Source organism: Acinetobacter sp. AB03 (assembly GCF_058107045.1).
Genome location: NZ_JBUEBA010000002.1, coordinates 1796176 through 1813654 on the forward strand (window position 1 = coordinate 1796176; position 17479 = coordinate 1813654).

General features: G+C 39.8%; 19 protein-coding genes. 11 read left to right on the plus strand and 8 right to left on the minus strand.

The annotated features are described in order from the left end of the window. Positions 1-46 precede the first annotated feature (46 nt). On the minus strand, positions 47-514 hold the full coding sequence (ybaK, locus tag ACY3FQ_RS09195) for a Cys-tRNA(Pro) deacylase (RefSeq protein ID WP_010326609.1): 468 nt from the start codon (positions 512-514) through the stop codon (positions 47-49). Positions 515-681: 167 nt separating this feature from the next. After that, complete coding sequence (locus ACY3FQ_RS09200; protein WP_489773923.1) at positions 682-1878, minus strand: alkane 1-monooxygenase; 1197 nt, start codon at positions 1876-1878, stop codon at positions 682-684. A 169-nt stretch (positions 1879-2047) separates the two neighbouring features. Between ACY3FQ_RS09200 and ACY3FQ_RS09205 the strand changes: the two genes are divergently transcribed. Next, positions 2048-2980: a helix-turn-helix transcriptional regulator gene (locus ACY3FQ_RS09205; protein ID WP_279739776.1), complete on the plus strand. Its 933-nt coding sequence runs from the start codon at positions 2048-2050 to the stop codon at positions 2978-2980. A gap of 282 nt (positions 2981-3262) precedes the next feature. Then, the gene (locus ACY3FQ_RS09210) at positions 3263-5467 is read left to right on the plus strand and encodes an OsmC domain/YcaO domain-containing protein (protein ID WP_279739775.1); all 2205 of its coding nucleotides are present in this window, start codon (positions 3263-3265) and stop codon (positions 5465-5467) included. 69 nt (positions 5468-5536) lie between these two features. Here ACY3FQ_RS09210 and lpxB read toward each other — a convergent pair whose 3' ends face one another. Then, a complete protein-coding gene (gene lpxB / locus ACY3FQ_RS09215; RefSeq protein WP_125280960.1) occupies positions 5537-6709 on the minus strand; it encodes a lipid-A-disaccharide synthase in 1173 nt (390 codons plus the stop codon). 679 nt (positions 6710-7388) lie between these two features. Here lpxB and ACY3FQ_RS09220 point away from each other — a divergent pair. From ACY3FQ_RS09220 to ACY3FQ_RS09245, 6 genes are all read left to right on the plus strand, one after another. Continuing rightward, positions 7389-8948: a PepSY-associated TM helix domain-containing protein gene (locus ACY3FQ_RS09220; protein WP_348960201.1), complete on the plus strand. Its 1560-nt coding sequence runs from the start codon at positions 7389-7391 to the stop codon at positions 8946-8948. Then, on the plus strand, positions 8945-9238 hold the full coding sequence (locus tag ACY3FQ_RS09225; RefSeq protein ID WP_348960200.1) for a hypothetical protein: 294 nt from the start codon (positions 8945-8947) through the stop codon (positions 9236-9238). Before ACY3FQ_RS09220 ends, ACY3FQ_RS09225 begins: the two co-directional genes overlap by 4 nt. A 277-nt stretch (positions 9239-9515) precedes the next feature. Further along, a complete protein-coding gene (locus ACY3FQ_RS09230; protein ID WP_236769437.1) occupies positions 9516-10034 on the plus strand; it encodes a hypothetical protein in 519 nt (172 codons plus the stop codon). 103 nt (positions 10035-10137) lie between these two features. Beyond that, entirely contained in the window at positions 10138-11034 is an 897-nt protein-coding gene (locus ACY3FQ_RS09235) for a sulfite exporter TauE/SafE family protein (protein WP_489773926.1), read from the plus strand. A 139-nt stretch (positions 11035-11173) separates the two neighbouring features. Beyond that, complete coding sequence (locus ACY3FQ_RS09240; RefSeq protein WP_004693350.1) at positions 11174-12265, plus strand: 3-deoxy-7-phosphoheptulonate synthase; 1092 nt, start codon at positions 11174-11176, stop codon at positions 12263-12265. A 56-nt stretch (positions 12266-12321) separates the two neighbouring features. Continuing rightward, positions 12322-12846: a protein tyrosine phosphatase family protein gene (locus ACY3FQ_RS09245; RefSeq protein WP_236769436.1), complete on the plus strand. Its 525-nt coding sequence runs from the start codon at positions 12322-12324 to the stop codon at positions 12844-12846. On the opposite strand, the gene ispF is transcribed toward ACY3FQ_RS09245, so the two are convergent. Next, a complete protein-coding gene (ispF, locus tag ACY3FQ_RS09250) occupies positions 12834-13322 on the minus strand; it encodes a 2-C-methyl-D-erythritol 2,4-cyclodiphosphate synthase (RefSeq protein ID WP_004979990.1) in 489 nt (162 codons plus the stop codon). The genes ACY3FQ_RS09245 and ispF overlap by 13 nt on opposite strands. A gap of 101 nt (positions 13323-13423) precedes the next feature. Here ispF and ACY3FQ_RS09255 point away from each other — a divergent pair, with 101 nt between their 5' ends. From ACY3FQ_RS09255 to ACY3FQ_RS09265, 3 genes are all read left to right on the plus strand, one after another. Continuing rightward, positions 13424-14074: an A1S_1983 family putative colistin resistance protein gene (locus ACY3FQ_RS09255; protein WP_236769435.1), complete on the plus strand. Its 651-nt coding sequence runs from the start codon at positions 13424-13426 to the stop codon at positions 14072-14074. A 44-nt stretch (positions 14075-14118) separates the two neighbouring features. Beyond that, a complete protein-coding gene (locus tag ACY3FQ_RS09260) occupies positions 14119-14601 on the plus strand; it encodes a CinA family protein (RefSeq protein WP_236769434.1) in 483 nt (160 codons plus the stop codon). Between the two features lie 78 nt (positions 14602-14679). Further along, positions 14680-15306 (plus strand): aminotransferase, encoded by a 627-nt coding sequence (locus tag ACY3FQ_RS09265; RefSeq protein ID WP_489773927.1) that lies wholly within the window; start codon positions 14680-14682, stop codon positions 15304-15306. On the opposite strand, the gene ACY3FQ_RS09270 is transcribed toward ACY3FQ_RS09265, so the two are convergent. The 4 genes from ACY3FQ_RS09270 to ACY3FQ_RS09285 form a co-directional block, all read right to left on the minus strand. Continuing rightward, complete coding sequence (locus ACY3FQ_RS09270) at positions 15211-15426, minus strand: cold-shock protein (protein ID WP_004693381.1); 216 nt, start codon at positions 15424-15426, stop codon at positions 15211-15213. The genes ACY3FQ_RS09265 and ACY3FQ_RS09270 overlap by 96 nt on opposite strands. Before the next feature lie 664 nt (positions 15427-16090). After that, the gene (locus tag ACY3FQ_RS09275; RefSeq protein WP_160361892.1) at positions 16091-16666 is read right to left on the minus strand and encodes a lysozyme; all 576 of its coding nucleotides are present in this window, start codon (positions 16664-16666) and stop codon (positions 16091-16093) included. Continuing rightward, positions 16666-16884 (minus strand): hypothetical protein, encoded by a 219-nt coding sequence (locus tag ACY3FQ_RS09280; RefSeq protein WP_010326076.1) that lies wholly within the window; start codon positions 16882-16884, stop codon positions 16666-16668. Before ACY3FQ_RS09280 ends, ACY3FQ_RS09275 begins: the two co-directional genes overlap by 1 nt. After that, entirely contained in the window at positions 16881-17438 is a 558-nt protein-coding gene (locus ACY3FQ_RS09285; protein WP_160361893.1) for a coiled-coil domain-containing protein, read from the minus strand. The genes ACY3FQ_RS09280 and ACY3FQ_RS09285 overlap by 4 nt, the downstream gene beginning before the upstream one ends. Positions 17439-17479: the final 41 nt, after the last annotated feature.

The following is a 17479-nucleotide window of genomic DNA, read 5'->3' on the forward strand; positions in this document are numbered from 1 at the left end:
AGGCTTAAATCAAATAGGGACGAAGAAGTGAAGACTTCAATGTTCTTTATTGATCCAGTACATCAGCAAAAGTAGCTGAAAGTACTTTTGCTAAATCCTGTGGTTTTAAACCGATATCTAAGCCGCGCTTCCCCCCACTGACATATAGTTTCTCCAACTGTTGTGCGCTTTGATCGATCACGGTTTTTAACCTTTTTTTCTGTCCAACAGGACTAATCCCACCGACCAAATAACCTGTCAGTCGTTCTGCATCTTTAGGGTCGGACATTTTTAGTTTTTTTGCCCCCACTGCCTGTGCAACTTTTTTCAAGTTTAACTGATGGTGTACAGGAAGAATCGCAACAAAATAGTTTTTTTCATCGGTCACTAACAGTGTTTTAAACACCTCTTCGACACGTAGATTTAATTTTTCTGCGGCTTCAAGCCCAAAGCTTTTTGCATTGGCATCATGTTCATATTCATGAATAGAAAAATCGATTTTATTGGCTTTTAAAAGTTTGGTTGCAGGTGTCATTTCTGTTCAATATATTCACTACATACTCAGCATTATATGCCTATTCAAAAAGAAAGTTTAGCGGTACGCCTATCATGATCATCGAACTTACAGGCACTCAACCAATCAATGACTGTAAGTTCGATGTAAACTATGTATGCAGCTTGTTATCGCTGAAATATCACAGTTTAGTCAGCACTTAATCCAAATTTTTTGAAGATTTGAGCACGGCGCTTTGGCAAGATATTGGCTTTGGTCAAATCACCTTCGTAATGATCAAACACTCGTTGATCCATCATTTTAAACCACAGCTTTGGAATTAACGCTGGAATTAACATCGTGGCATAACCACTCGGTAGCTCAGGGGCTTCATCAAAATGTCTTAAGGCCTGAAATGGGCGGGTTGGATAGGCATGATGATCTGAATGGCGTTGTAACTGGTATAAGAATAAGTTAGTCACAATGTTGTTATTATTCCAGCTGTGTTCTGGCATGGTTCGCGCATAGCTGCCATCTTCTTTTTGGCTACGCTTTAAACCATAGTGTTCGATATAATTAATAATTTCAAACAGACTCACGCCATAAAATGCTTGTGTCACCAGATATGGCGTCACTTTTTTACCAAACAATTTCAACATGACTGCATGAAAACCAGCACTCATCGCCCATCCATGAAACAGTTCATTTTCTTTGGAGAAGAAAGACAGACCTTTTCGTTTTAGGCGTTTATGTTCAATTTCAACAGCCGACTTCAACCCGCCGAAAACGGTACGCGGCCAAAACTCATAAAAAGTCTCCCCCATTTTCGATGAAGCAGGGTCTTCTGGTGTTGCAGCACGTTTATGATGCCCATAAGGGTGCTCAATGCGGAAATGGTTGTAGACCAACGGCGCTAAAGTCATATGCGACCAATAATGATCTGATTTTTTAGGACGGTGGCACAGCTCATGTGCTGTATTTACCGCTACTCCATTAATTGCCCCCATGGAAACGCCCAATAATATTTGGTCGAGCATTGATACATTTTGGCGAGTCACCACATAACCTGCAAACAAATTGGCTGCCATTTGTAGCGGAATGAACAATTTCACAATACGGTCATAGTACGGGTCATTTACCAAGACCTTAATTTCATCATCCGAAGGATTATTTTCATCTGCACCGACCAGACCATCTACCGCAGGAATAATGACATGCAGTAACAGCGGCCCACCCAAAGCGAAGATTTTCTCGGTGGGTTTCGGGCCAAAATGATAGCCCGCTAAAATGCCCATGCCAATCACAGGAAGCCCAGGACTCAATAACCAGCCAAAACGCTTTTTATCGATCCCTGCTGCATTTTTGACGACCACGCTAGCATTCGTCATTTTCACTGATGCATTCATTACCATTCTTCCAATTTTCTTGTTATGCCTTTATATTTCTAGAAATGGGACATAAAGAACAGTTGCTAACGTCCAAGAAAACAGCGTAATCGTCCTTGGCCTGAAATGACTTAAATTGACCCTAAATCAAATATTAAGCCTAAGATATAAAGACTAGAAATCGTAAAGTATGGATGCTTTAAGTAAAATTTTTGAAGATATACACCTCAACCAATCTGAGTACCTCTACCTTAAACCTCATGGTGAGTGGTCTTTTCGCTATACCGAACAATCAACCATGATGGCCTATGCGGTACTTCAAGGACAACTCACTATTTGTTTAGATACTAAGCAAATTATTGTTGCTGAAGTGGGCGACTTGATCTTACTCCCTTCGGGGCCAAGTCATGAGTGTCGATCCTCAACCACCAACCAACTATTGGAAGTATTCGATATTTCTGACTTATTTGCCCAAAACCAACACAAAGAAGTCTCTTTTGGCAGTGATGCGACACAACAAAAAAACGTGATCTTGGCCTTACATGCACATATGGACCCTATTATGGCGCGTCCTTTAGTACAGGCCTTACCCGCGTTTATTCACCTTCAACATAAAGATCTCAGCACAGTACCTGAATGGTTACAAATTGGGCTGCAGTTTCTCGCTCTAGAAGTCCAACGCATACGCCCGGGTCGTGACAAAATTTTGGATCATTTGGTGAGTATTTTATTAATTGAATGTGTACGTGATTATATTGATGCGCTGCAAGACTCGAACAATTGGCTGAGTGCTTTATCTCATCCTGAACTATCCAATGCTCTTGCAAAAATTCATGCGGAACCTGCACAGCCTTGGACGGTTGAGTCCCTTGCAGAACAGTGTTGTATGTCACGGTCTAAATTCGCCACATTGTTTAGCCAAATTTTAGGCACCAGCCCTTTGGCTTATTTGCAGCAACACCGTCTGCGTTTAGCCGCCCAATACCTGCGTAATGGACAAGGTAGCATTCAACAAATTGCACATCGGGTCGGATACAACTCAGAAACGGCTTTTAGCCAAAGCTTTAAACGACAGTATCAAATGAGCCCAAGCCAATATAGAAATCATCCAAACCCAACTTAAAATGCTCGTTCTTAATGGTTTAATAGCAATCTTCTCTCAGCTTATGTCTTTGTCCGTCGAGATAAATACCCTGAACTTGCAGACAAAGATTAGCATCTTGTGAAAATCACACTATAATATCCCGCATCCTTGCTAGAGATGGCTTCAAACCACTGCTTGTTTGTTCTTTTTCGCTCTAGCCACACTTTTTTAAGTCCAGTTTTCATCCGTGATTCGGCTTATTTTTCAATATTTTATCTCTTGTATGTCCATGCTGACATATAAGAAAATTTAGGTGCCAGCATGGAAATCAAGGTTAATTATCTCGATAATCTTCGCCAAGAAGCGAAGTTCGATGATTTTACAGTCATTGCCGATCAACCGATTCGCTACAAAGGTGATGGCTCTGCACCCGGTCCATTTGACTATTTTTTAGCATCTTCTGCGCTTTGCGCAGCTTATTTTGTCAAAGTGTATTGTTTGGCACGTGACATTCCAACTGACAACATTCGTTTGTCACAAAACAACATTGTTGACCCTGAAAACCGCTATAAACAAATCTTCAAAATTCAAGTTGAGCTCCCAGCAGACATTTCAGAAAAAGATCGCCAAGGCATTTTGCGCTCTATCGACCGTTGTACGGTTAAGAAAGTGATTCAAACAGGCCCTGAGTTTATTATTGAAGAAGTGGAAAGCATTGATGCTGACGCTCAAGCCCTACTTATTCCAAGCCTTGCTTCTGAAACCAGCACCATCATTGCAGGTAAAGACCTGCCTTTAGAAGAAACCATTGCCAATATGTCAGGTATTTTGGCTAGCCTAGGCATGAAAATTGAGATTGCCTCTTGGCGTAACATTGTGCCAAATGTGTGGTCTTTACATATTCGTGATGCTCAATCACCAATGTGTTTTACCAACGGTAAAGGGTCAAGCAAAGAAAGTGCTTTAGCTTCTGCGCTGGGTGAGTTCATTGAACGTCTGAACTGTAACTTCTTCTATAACGACCAGTTCTGGGGTGAAGACATTGCAAATGCTGAGTTTGTGCACTATCCAGATGAAAAATGGTTCATGCCAGGTCCAAATGGTGAAATGCCTGAAGGTGTACTGGATGAGTACACCCTTGAAATTTATGACCCTGAAGAAGAACTGTTAGGTACGCATTTATACGACACCAATTCGGGGAAAACTGAGCGCGGTATTTGCTCTTTACCTTTTGTTCGCCAGTCTGATGCTGAGGTAGTTTACTTCCCATCAAACTTGATTGAAAACTTATACCTTAGTAACGGGATGAGTGCAGGAAACACCTTAGCTGAAGCACAAGTACAGTGTTTGTCTGAAATTTTTGAGCGTGCGGTAAAACGTGAAATTTTGGAAGGTGAACTGACCCTACCAGATGTACCACAAGAGGTTTTAGCGAAATATCCTAGCATTTTAGCAGGTATTCAAGGTTTAGAAGAGCAAGGTTTCCCTGTACTTGTGAAAGATGCCTCTCTAGGCGGTCAATACCCTGTAATGTGTGTGACGTTAATGAACCCACGTACAGGTGGTGTATTCGCCTCTTTCGGTGCACACCCAAGCTTTGAAGTTGCGCTTGAGCGTAGCTTAACCGAGCTATTACAAGGTCGTAGCTTTGAAGGTCTGAACGACTTACCTCGCCCAACATTTAGCTCAAATGCGGTCACTGAACCCAATAACTTTGTTGAGCACTTCATTGACTCAAGTGGTGTGGTGTCATGGCGTTTCTTTAGTACCAAATCGGACTATGACTTTGTCGAGTGGGACTTTACCAATCAAGGCCAAAACTCAAATGCTGATGAAGCTGATGCACTGTTCGGTATTTTGGAAAATATGGGTAAAGAAGTCTATATGGCCATTTACCAACATTTGGGTGCAACAGCCTGCCGTATCTTGGTACCGGGTTACTCAGAAATCTACTTGGTTGAAGACTTGGTTTGGGATAACACCAACAAAGCGCTAGTTTACCGTGAAGATATCCTCAACTTACACCGTTTAGAAGACGAACAGCTTGAAGCACTGGTTGAACGTTTAGAAGAATGTGAACTGGATGACTACACTGAAATCAAGACTTTGATCGGGATTGAGTTTGATGACAATACCGAATGGGGTCAATTGACTCTACTTGAACTTAAACTACTCATCTATCTTGCATTAGAGCAGTTTGAGGAAGCAAAAGACTTGGTTGAAGCATTCTTACAATACAACACCAATACCGTTGAACGTGGCCTGTTCTACCAGTGCATGAATGTCGTGCTCGAAGTGATGTTGGATGACGACATGGAACTGGAAGAATATGAAGCCAACTTCCGCCGTATGTTCGGTGATGAACGTATGGATGCAGTAATAGGCACAGTTGAAGGTCGTATTCGTTTCTACGGTTTAACCGAAACCAGTATGAAGCTTGAAGGTTTAGACCGTCACTTACGTTTAATCGACAGTTATAAAAAGTTACACGCTGCACGTGCCAAGGCTGTTGGACTAAAACCTTAAAATAAAAAGAAACAACCCAAATACGTTTGGGTTGTTTCTCACTGTACTATTACGATGTCTTAAAGAGAATTAATCTAAAAGATTTAAAATCGCCTCAACAGGATTTTCACTATTACCTGCAAGTAACTGTTTATGCATGGTAATGTGCTGCATAGCTTGAATCTGTGCTGTTTCTATATTCATTAATTTTTCAATTTCAGCCGCCAATTTCTCAGGTGTTGCATCTTTTTGAATTAATTCTTGTATCACTTTCTTGCCTGCAATAATATTCGGCAATGAATAATATTGAATCTTGATCAAGAATTTCACCACATGATAGGTGAGCCAATTCAACTTATAGAAGGTTACCATTGGTCGGTGTAACAGCATAGCTTCTAAAGTTGCTGTACCTGAAGCCAAAGCTACAATATTAGCGGCGTTCATAACTTGACGCCCAATCTTCGACTCGGTGCCTGAGTTTTCAAGCAAGTCAATTTGATCGACCAGTGCTTTTGGATACTGAGTAAGCAAAGCTTCGATTTGTTGCTTACGTGCATCATTGATTGCTGGTATCACAAAGCGATAGTTTGGATATTTGGCGTAGAGCAATTTTGCAGCATCTAAAACCAGTGGACCGAGCTTTTCAATTTCACCACGTCGACTTCCCGGCAATAAGGCAATATGCTTTTGGGTCAGATCTAAACCCAGCTCTTCTTTGGCTTGTAAAATTGGGTTTTCCAAAGGCAATTGGCTGGCCAAGGGGTGTCCTACAAACGCAGCAGGAACATTCCATTTTTTATAAAATGCTTTTTCAAACGGAAATAAACACAGTACCAAATCAATAGAAGCTTTGATGCCATGAACCCGTCCCTGACGCCATGCCCAAACGGAAGGACTAACATACTGCACGGTTTTTATTGGCAGTTGTTTTTGTTTTAAACTTTTTGAAAGGCGCAGATTAAAGTCTGGTGCATCAATCCCAATAAACACATCGACAGGATGGGCTGTCCACTTCTCTACCAGTCCATCACGTACAGCAAAAAGCTTTTTAATGTCTTTAAGAACCTCAACCAGCCCCATGACCGACAAAATATCCATCGGATAAAAGCTCTTGAAACCTTCTGCAATCATTTGCGGGCCGCCAATACCCTCAAATTCTGCATCAATTCCTTGCTCACGAAAACTGCGAATAAGTTTAGCACCTAAAGTATCACCCGATACTTCACCCACTACGATTCCAATTTTAAGTTTCCGATTTTGCAAAGCATTATTCCTTATTTTTCAACCCATGCATCATAACATAGCGTCTTTTGGGATGGGTATTGGTCGAGTCTTTCTATTTATGCTGCAGATATAAAATGAGTGACTTAGTTGATTCATATGAAGAGCACAAAAAAGTCGAGTTAATTTCAATTTTCGATCATTTAATTATTGCACTAGAGACCTATTAGAACATAGAATTACTGAGAATCATTATCGTTAATTTCATCTGTGCTTGGTTGCTCTATTTACGCTGCTCAATCCTAGTATTTTGGCTACGTAGATTGCTCATACGCATAATAGAGATGATTGTGTTTTGCTTAATTAAATTTAGGTTCAATGCTGAGTGAGTACAACGTTAAGCCCCCTTTATGACTTCATTCATGTGATCTTTATGTCCCTAAGTCAGCTTAAATACCCTATAACCGTTATGTTCCGGTTTTTGATCGCATTTGGCTTAGGCTATTTATGTACATTCATGTTATCAGAACTGCTTACACTCAGTTTTTACCCTCACTTAGCTAAAGCAGAATCCATTTATTTGGCGGCTTTTCTATCTCTTATTTTCTTTACCATTTTTGTCATTGTAAGCTTTTGTGTTCAATCCCTGAAAAAGTTAAGCGCTTCAACCATTTCGCTTTCCCTTTGCTTTTTTCTATTGCTGAAGTTCGTAGGTTAAACCATGCAAAAATCTGTTCGCCAATCAATGGCATGGCTACACTCTTGGCTTGGACTAACACTGGGGTGGCTATTATTTGCCATTTTTTTAACAGGTGCTGCGACCTATTACCGTCATGAAATAAATTTATGGATGCAACCGCAATTTGCCACCATGCAAGTCAAACAAGACACAGCGATGGAGTCGGCATATCAATACTTACAAAAAAATGCCGCAGATGCGCAAAGTTGGTATATCGGCGTAGCTAGTCCTAGTTCACCTGTTAATAAAATCTACTGGCAAAAGGCCGATGGTGGCTACGAAAATAAGACTTTGGATGCGAACACAGGTAAAGAAGTCACCTTATCTGCAACTCAAGGCGGTGAGTTTTTCTATGGCTTTCACTATCAGCTGTATGGTGTGCCCTATTTTATCGGTAGGCTTTTAGTCACGATTGCGGCCTTCTTAATGTTGATCATCCTCATTTCAGGCATCATCACACACAAAAAGATATTCACCGAATTCTTTACCCTAAGAGCCTTCAAAGGGCAACGCTCGTATCTAGACTTTCACAATGTCACCTCTGTCATTGCTTTGCCCTTTTTCCTGACCATTACATTCACTGGTTTAGCCATTTTCTTTTATCTCATTCTTCCCAATGGCATGAAGAAACTTTACCCAGAGCAACCGTTCCAATATTTTGATGAAATTAGAAATATTAGCATCAGCTCTGAGGCTAAACCGACACCTGCTACGATGCGACCGATTGAGTACTTCATACAACAATCTGAGCAGCGTTGGGGTAAAACAGAAATTGGCAATATTACGGTCAAACACCCCAATACCAATATCGCTCAGGTGAACTTGGTTGAGTCAACTGACCGAAGCATCACGCGAAACCAAGCCCAACTCAGCTTTAACGGCGAATCTGGTGCCCTGCTCGGAGACACTCGAAATAATAGTGCAATCGCCACGCTCAATAATGGAGTTTATGGTTTACACATGGCACACTTTGCGCAACCCTTATTACGCTTTGCGTTATTCTTCTCAGGGCTTTTAGGCTGTGCCATGATTGCATCTGGGCTTTTACTCTGGAGCTTAAAACGTCAGTTACAAAATAAGAAACAAAGTTTCCACTTTGGACATTATGTGGTTAACCGCCTAAATACGGCTGCCATCATTGGCTTGTCGATTGCTATGCTCAGTTATCTTTGTGCAAACCGTTTACTTCAGTTAGAAGCTGGTCAACCCAACTACGAAATTTATGCATTTTTCGGCACTTGGTTACTTAGTTTAGTCATTGCATTGCTCACGCCGCAGCAACACCTTTGGAAAACTCAATTGAAGGTCTTCATTTTACTGGTTGTATCTTTGCCTATTTTCAACCTTTACTATTTAATCAGCCATCAATATGTGCATGACTTACATGAATATTGGTTATTTTTGCGAGTTGATCTTATGATCATCAGCCTTGCGATATTGGCTATTTTCTTACATCAAAAAATCCAGCCCATTCAACAAAAAGCTGTACAAAAAATTCAGAAAAAATATGCCAATACTGTGGTTCAGGAGCCCAATTCATGATCTACCTGATTTCAGGACTTCTCATTACTTTCGCATGCTATGTGTTATTTCTGGTGAGCGATAAGCAGCGCCCTAAAACTCAAAAGTCACGTTTGGCTAAGTGTGCAGAACATTATCAAATCTGCCGATATTTGGCTTTTGGTGTACTGGCCGCGACATTAATTTTATTGATTCAATACACGGGCCACGGTGTGGGCAGTGTCAGTTTATTTGTATTTGCAACCCCGATACTTTTTATACTGATTCTGAGCATCAACGACTTAAAACCAAAAAAAACTAAATCTAAATAATCACTTACACTTCAACTCACATGCCTTTATATTTGGTTCATGAGCCAAATATAAAGATGTATGTAAATATATGAACCAGAACCATTGCAACAGAATTTTAGAGCCTAATCAAAATCATTTAAGTTGAAGCATCGTGATTTTTTAGTTATAACACGCTCAATAATAAGCACTTTTAAACCTCTTTTCACGGGACAAACATTGCGCTCAGCTTTAGATTGGTTACAACAAGAAATCATCACCCCCTTTCAACAGCTCTGCAGTTGGTCGAAGCGTCATTTTGGCTGGACACTTTTTATTTCCCCTCATTTTCAATTTGCTTGTATTTATTTGTTTCCCAAGCAGCTGGATCCCCACTCAGATTCAGAGTAAAACCTTTGATGAAATCACCGTTGAAGTTGGTAAAGGACGAATCAGCACGTTGAAATTTAAACAACAGCATCATTTATGGATCGCAAACTGTGCATTGATGGGAGTACCTATTGAAACACTATGTGACCAGTCATCACATCGTCACCAATTTACGGCAAAGCAGGTCGAGGTTTACTATTTGGAGCGCACTTTTTGGAATCTAAAAAACACCAAAAAGGAGGTGTTTATTCAACAGATCACATTAGCTAATCCACGTCAGCAGCACTTAGATATGACCTATAGCTCGACCGCAGCGAATTTTGAGCAATGGAAAAAGCATCAGCTAGCCCCTCTTTATGTTCTACGAACACTCATAAGTCTTAATCTATGGTGGTTGCTGATAATTGTAGTCTTAAAAATAAAAGCATGGATACAGCTCAAACAATAACCCCTATATCTCTTTTTAGAATAAGTAAATCAACAATCAAGACAACGACTTATATGAAAACGTCATAAGATATGCACGTTTTTTGATATTTTGGCATATAACAATGTTTGGTCCACTCGAATTTATTCTCGCAGGTGTTTTAGTCGGTTTTTGTGTGGGAATTACTGGTGTAGGTGGTGGTTCATTAATGACACCGATCCTCATCAGCCTTTTCAGAATTGAACCTCACATTGCCATTGGTACAGACTTGCTCTATGCCGCAATTTCAAAATTCTGTGGTTCATTTGTACATGCCAAAAAGCTAAATATTGTGTGGCCGATTGTGCTTTGGCTTGCAATTGGCAGTATTCCTGCTTCATTTGCAACGCACTGGGTACTCGACAACTATTTGAGCCAGTCTACCCACTACAAAGCCTTGCTCACCATGGTTTTAGGCTTCATGTTGACCATTACAGGTTTATCAATTGTCTTCCGTAATCAAATTGAAAAATTTTTCAACAAATTACGTAAAGATGAACTGCCAGACATGACTGAAGACTTAGAAAAAGTTCAGCTTCAAACCAGCAATAAACGTAAGTACATTGTGATGATGGGTGTGGTTCTTGGGGTCTTCGTGACACTGTCATCAGTTGGTGCAGGTGCTTTCGGAATCATGGCTTTGGTGATTATGTTCCCCAACCTACCGATGATTCGTATTATTGGTTCTGACGTTGTGCATGCGGTGTTACTTACGTTCGTTGCAGGTATGGGTCACATGACTTCAGGCAACGTGGACTTCCACCTCCTTATGTGGTTATTGGTGGGGTCTATTCCAGCAATTATTATTGGAACACTGATTAGTTCACGCCTTCCTGAAAAGATCATCCGTAAAGTGTTGGGTATTACTCTGTTTGCGCTGGGTGTCAACTTCATGTTAAATCCGATCAAAGCCAAACCTGTGAAACCTGCCGAAACTGCTCAAGTTGTTCAAATTTCAACAGTTAAGAATGCCTTAGTATAGGCATTCTGATTTAAAATAAACCTAAGATTCATCACTTTTTTTTCAAAGATTCATTCGACTTTTTTATAACCTTTTATCAGCTAAACCGTGTTATATTCAGCTTATAAAGCAACTTAATACGATCGAACCAGTGACGGCAATGAATACTCTACAGTCAAACTCTATTACCCAAAACGACATCGATGACGTGAATTTACAAAGCATTCATCCGCTAGTTACCCCAGCGGAATTAAAAACTGAATTGCCTCTCACTGAGTCTGCATATCAAACTGTACTTCACGGTCGTGAAACAATTCGCAATATTTTAGATGGTAAAGACAAACGCATTTTTGTGGTGATTGGCCCATGTTCAATTCATGACCCTGTTGCTGCTCACGAATACGCAGACCGTTTAAAAGTTTTAAGCGATAAAATTAAAGACTCAATCTATGTCGTAATGCGTGTTTATTTTGAAAAACCACGTACCACAGTGGGTTGGAAAGGTTTGATCAATGACCCTGACATGAATGACTCATTCAACATTGAAAAAGGTTTACGCATTGGCCGTAAGCTTTTGGTTGAGTTAAATGAGAAAGGCTTGCCATGTGCGACTGAAGCACTCGATCCAAACTCACCACAGTACTACCAAGACTTAATCTCTTGGTCAGCGATTGGTGCACGTACCACTGAAAGCCAAACGCACCGTGAAATGTCTTCTGGTCTTTCTTCACCCGTAGGTTTCAAAAATGGCACAGACGGTGGTTTAACTGTTGCAACGAATGCAATGCAGTCGGTGAAACATGGTCACCACTTCTTGGGTCTAAACAACCAAGGCCAAGTCTCTGTGATTCGTACTTCAGGTAACCCGTATGCACACGTGGTACTTCGTGGTGGTAACGGTAAGCCAAACTACGATGCTGGTTCTGTAGCAGAAGCAGAAGCAGCATTGGCTAAAGCGAAAGTCAGCACCAAAATCATGATTGACACCAGTCATGCAAACTCGAACAAAGACCCGTTCCTTCAACCACTTGTTCTGAAAAATATTACCGAACAAATTATTGATGGAAATAAATCTATTATCGGCATTATGGTTGAAAGTCACCTTAAAGGTGGTCGTCAGGAAATTCCTGAAAACCTATGCGATCTTGAATACGGCAAGTCTGTAACCGATGGTTGTATTGACTGGGATACCACAGAAAAGGTATTACTAGAGATGCATGAAGCACTCAAAGACGTTTTACCGAACCGTTAAGTTTTTAAAACGCCATCTTCGGATGGCGTTTTTCATTCTAAGATTAAGAAATAATTATGAACGCTATTGAAACTCACTTAAGCCAAACCCTGAATTTTCAATTCATCCACGAACATTTACTGACTTCTGGACAACCTACTGCTGAGCAATTACAGCAAATTAAAGAGTATGGCGTAAACACAGTCATCAATCTTGCGCTCAGTAATAGCAATAACTATTTAGCCAATGAAGATCACATCTGTTTAGAACTCGGTTTGAACTATATACAAGTGCCTATTTCATGGGATACACCGTCTGATGATCAATGTTTATTGGTCTTAGATATGATTGATCATTTGGTGCAAGAACAAACCATTTGGGTCCATTGTTCAGAAAATTATCGAGTCAGTAGTTTGATGTATTTATATCGTCAATATTATATGAATATCGATATGCCAACCGCACATGAAGCCATGCATCAAATTTGGGAACCGAATGATACATGGACAGGTTTGGCGCATGCTGTTGCCTTACAACTTCAAGGTCGTAAAGCAACACAAGAATTAAAGCTGGCTATGATCAATCCTGATCATTTTGCATGAGAAATCAGCACTGTTGCTGTAGATAAAATACCTTCCTGACGACCCGTAAAGCCCAGTTTTTCCGTGGTCGTTGCTTTAATGCTAATCTGCGTGATTTCAACATCAAGAACGTCCGCAATGCTTTGGCGCATCGCTAAATTATGCGGTGCCAACTTCGGACGTTCACATGCCACAGTAATGTCTGCATTATTTAACTGATAACCACGATCTAATATGAGTTGATAGACATGTTTGAGTAATACACGACTGTCTGCTCCTTTAAAGCGAGGATCGGTATCGGGAAAATGCTGACCAATATCCCCTAAAGCCAACGCACCCAATAATGCATCTGTTAAAGCATGCAAAACCACATCACCATCTGAATGTGCTTTTAAGCCGTGTGTATGTGGAATTTGAATACCTGCCAGTGTGACAAATTCACCCTCTTCAAAAGCATGTACATCAAGTCCCTGTCCAATTCGAATATGTGCAACCATGCTCAGTTTCCTTTAAGAAATAAATGATTGAAATCTTGTATTCACGCTTTCTCTTTCGCTATAGTTACAAGCAGCGCAACATAGTGAAAGTATAAGCGATCATGCTGTTGAAAACCGACATAAAACTTATGAAAAAATTTAGTATTTTAGTGTGTCTAAGTTGTCTTTGTACCAGCTTTAGTTATGCTCAAGTCATTGACTGTGATGATCCGACCTCATCTAGCCTTAAAAAGATCTGTAGCGATCAATTCAAAGATATTCGACAAAAATTAGACGCGCAATCCATGACTGCTTTTTTAATCAGTGATGCGCCGCAGCGTTTATTGGTCGATACCCATGAGCTATGGTTGAACCGCCTACATCAGTGTAAATCCTTAGCTTGCTATCAGCAGCAGATGGATTTTAGAATTGATGATCTCAACTTCTATACATCGTTAAATCAAAGTTTGACGCAACACTATTTAAAGTTTGAACATGGGACCATTGCCAAGCAACCTGTGCACCTACAAGTTCATCAGCTATCCAAAGATAAAATTAAGATCGAAGGTATTGCATATCGTAGCCCCAATAACCGCATAGAAACCCAAACCATTTCATTTTTGGCCTACACTACACCCGATCAAAAGCAAAACATTACGGATAATGAAAACAACTGTCACTACCAGTTTAACTTTCAAAAAGCCATTCTTTCTGTAAAAAGTGAAAGTAAAGCATGTAATCGTTTTGTTGGTGTGTATCGTGTTTATGACTAAGTTGCCAAACAGATCAGAATAATGGACATCGGGAGGCTAAAGTCGTGCAAGCACTCAAGCAATGCTGTAACCTCCTAGAACAAAAAAAGTTGACCATTGCCTTTATCGAAAGTGCCAGTTCAGGTTATCTATCCAGTCAATTTTCTATTTATAAACATAGCGGAGCTGACATTTTACTCGGTGGACTGGTGAGTTATGACCCCAGTATCAAATGTGAAATTTTAAAGATAGATCCTGCACTTATTCAGCAATATACAGCGGAGTCAATTGAAGTCACTGAAGCTATGGCGCTTCATGGGCATCGACTATTTCGTCATGCCGATATTATTGTCTCCTGTACAGGGTTGCTCAAACCTGGTGGAAGTGCGACGCCTGAAAAACCAGAAGGCACCTTTTATATTGCCATTCATTATCAAAACAGTTTAAGTACTTACCATTATTTACTGCTAGGCAGTGCACTCGAGCGACTTGATCAACTTACGAAAAATGTCGCTCAAATGGTCATTGAACGTGTTCAAAATGCTTAAATCTTTACACTAAATTTGATTTTTCTACATTTAGAACCCTTAAACTGAACCATAATCAATAAAAATGTGAAGCGCCTCGTGATGATGAAAATAATCCATCCGCTAGTTTTCAGCACCTTATTTTTTTCAAGCCACAGTTTTGCAACTGTAGGTGGACCACAAAATATTGAAGTTTTAGGACTCGACCAAGCTGATCAAAAAATTTATGTGATGCGACATTATTTAGATGGTCGTGGTCGTTTGCCACAATTGTATTATTATCAACTTAACAGCAAAACTCCCCCCAAACTGATTGAAGTAAAATCTTTATATATCAATCCAAAAACTCAAAAAATTGACTATGATCAAGACAGTCAAAAGTTTGACCGTGACATTGCAAAAATAAAAAAACGACTCAAAGCTTTAACGCCAATTCCACCCAAGCAGGTTAAAATTCGAGTCATTAGTAAAAAGACTTCAAAAGAACCCTCTTGGTATGACCCTAAAGTCTCCATCCCGAAGTTTAGCTATCAATATGAAGTGAAATACAACAATTTGAAAAGTCCCGTACACAAGGCAGTAGACTATAAAAATGGGCTGCGCATTTCGCAAAGTTATAAAGTTCCTTGCTTAGATAGCAACAATATTTACAGCATTTGGTCCTTTTTGGCCTTGAGCTACACTAAACTCAACCATTTGGCCTTCAAACAATGTTTTGAAACCTGAATTAGCAATTTCGCTAAAATGGGCAAAAACATCTGGACCTGATTCTTGCTGGATAAAACCGAAACCTTTAGTTTCGTTGAACCATTTTACAGTACCTTTAACAACATTCGAGTTTGACATAATAAATCCTACTGATTTTTTAATAATTGTGAGTCATTTGATTGACTGTTTATAACTTTGAAAATAATAAATTTTGAGACTTAAAATCTGAAAAAACGAAGGATTATGACTAAAACTGCGATGCTTAAAGAAGATTTACCGAAACAAGACTTTTTTCTAGTTAAGTTAACTATACACTAAAAATTAATTTAATCAAGTTTTCTTATATATATATTTATTTGCCTTATATTTTTTTGATTTTTACAATAAAATTAAACCTTTATTGTAAATACAGTAAGATGTTGTTACTCTGAAGCTCAGCAATATTGATAAGTAATGAATGCGATTTTATAACTCTGTAATAACAATTCTAGTTTTTTTAGTTTCGGGAATGATGATTTTTTCCCATATACAAAGCTCCTACCACCCTGCAAACTTTATTACTGCATCTATTGATAAGTAATTAAATTCAAAATCAATCAGATGCTTAAACACTTTTAGTCGTATCAATATATTAATTAAGAACGCTTATTTCGCTCACGATAAAACTTATACCAAAGCCCTCATTTAAATAGAGAGCTTTTTCAATTCACACATTGAACACAAACAGTGACATGCACTTTTGTTGAAATCGAATGCGCTGTGCAACCTGATAAGAGGATGCACAGCAATAAAGTAAATAACTTCATTTCAAAAATAAAGCCTTTTCAACAGTCCGGCGATTCACCAGGCCTTGCATACGTTCACCGCCTGCATTCACCCATAAATCAAACTGATCTGCAGCACCACGAATATCATTGGAATTCAACTTTTTAACCAACGTCGATTTGCTAAATGCATTAGTCCCAATGTTGTAGGCAAGTGAAACTAAAGCATCGAACTGATTCTGATTGAGTGGAACTTTGACCGTATTATTTACAGTCTGCTCAAATGATTTCAGATCGTTCTGCATATAAGCTTTGGCTTGATCCAGTGTGCAGGTATCCCCTTTTTTGACACGAATACCATTTGGGTATTTTGTGGTACCGAAACCAATAGTCCATACACCTACGCCATCATCATAGGCTTTCAGTCGCAGACCTTCAAAATTGCAGATCAGATCGACTCCACTTGGACTCACATACATTTCATCTGTGGCGATACCCAACACATCGTTCAGGTCATCATAAGCAGTTGCAATCAGCTTATCTGCAGCATCAACCTGCTTTTGGGTGAGTTTGCCACCACTGATCTTTCGCAGGAAATCAAATATGTGTTTCATTATGGACTACCCTTAACTTTAGGCTGTGCAATCTTACGGCCAATGTACGCCAATGCAGGCAATACAACTGAAAGCAAAATAGCATGGTATTCAGCAGGAATGAGTTGTGTATTGATGCCTTCTTGAATTAAAACAGGAAGAACACCCAATAAAAAAGCTCCGATAATTGGGAGCTTTACAGATAAATATTTCCAGACGTTTTCGGGGATGAATTTCATTTTTCCTCTCTCATGTTTCGTTCATAAAGTTTGTTTCGGATTTCCTCAACCGTTCTTAAGAGTTGATCAGATTGTTTTTCAAGAACCTGAATGCTCTGGGCGTTGGTTGTGGCTTGAGTATTTACTGTGTCTGTTTTGCTCGTCTGAGTATTCCAAGCGACGACGAATAGACCCGCTAAGAAAATGCCGCCAAAGCGCACAAGACTTGTGGTGTTATCAATCTTGGTTTTGCTTTCACTTAGCACTCTGATCTGTGAGTCCACCTCCTTAAATCTTGGCTCAACTTCATTCCTGAGCTGCTTAATCTCACTTTTGAAGTTTGACTTTGCTCGGTCTAAATCTTCTTGCAGATTGTCACGAGTTTGAGTTAAGTCATTACGGGTCTGTTGATGCTCTTTATTGAGCTGCTCTAACTGCATATTCATGCGGTCGAGCTTTTGGGGCATTTCAGCTAACTTATCCATGTTTTTGGATATGTCATTAATCTTGTCTGAGATGGCAAGAAGTTGCCCTGCTGTCGCTACTGGTGGGTCAGATGAGTAGTCATTTGGCATTGCGCCCCCTAAATTTTGGTAATAAAAAAAGCACCCGAAGG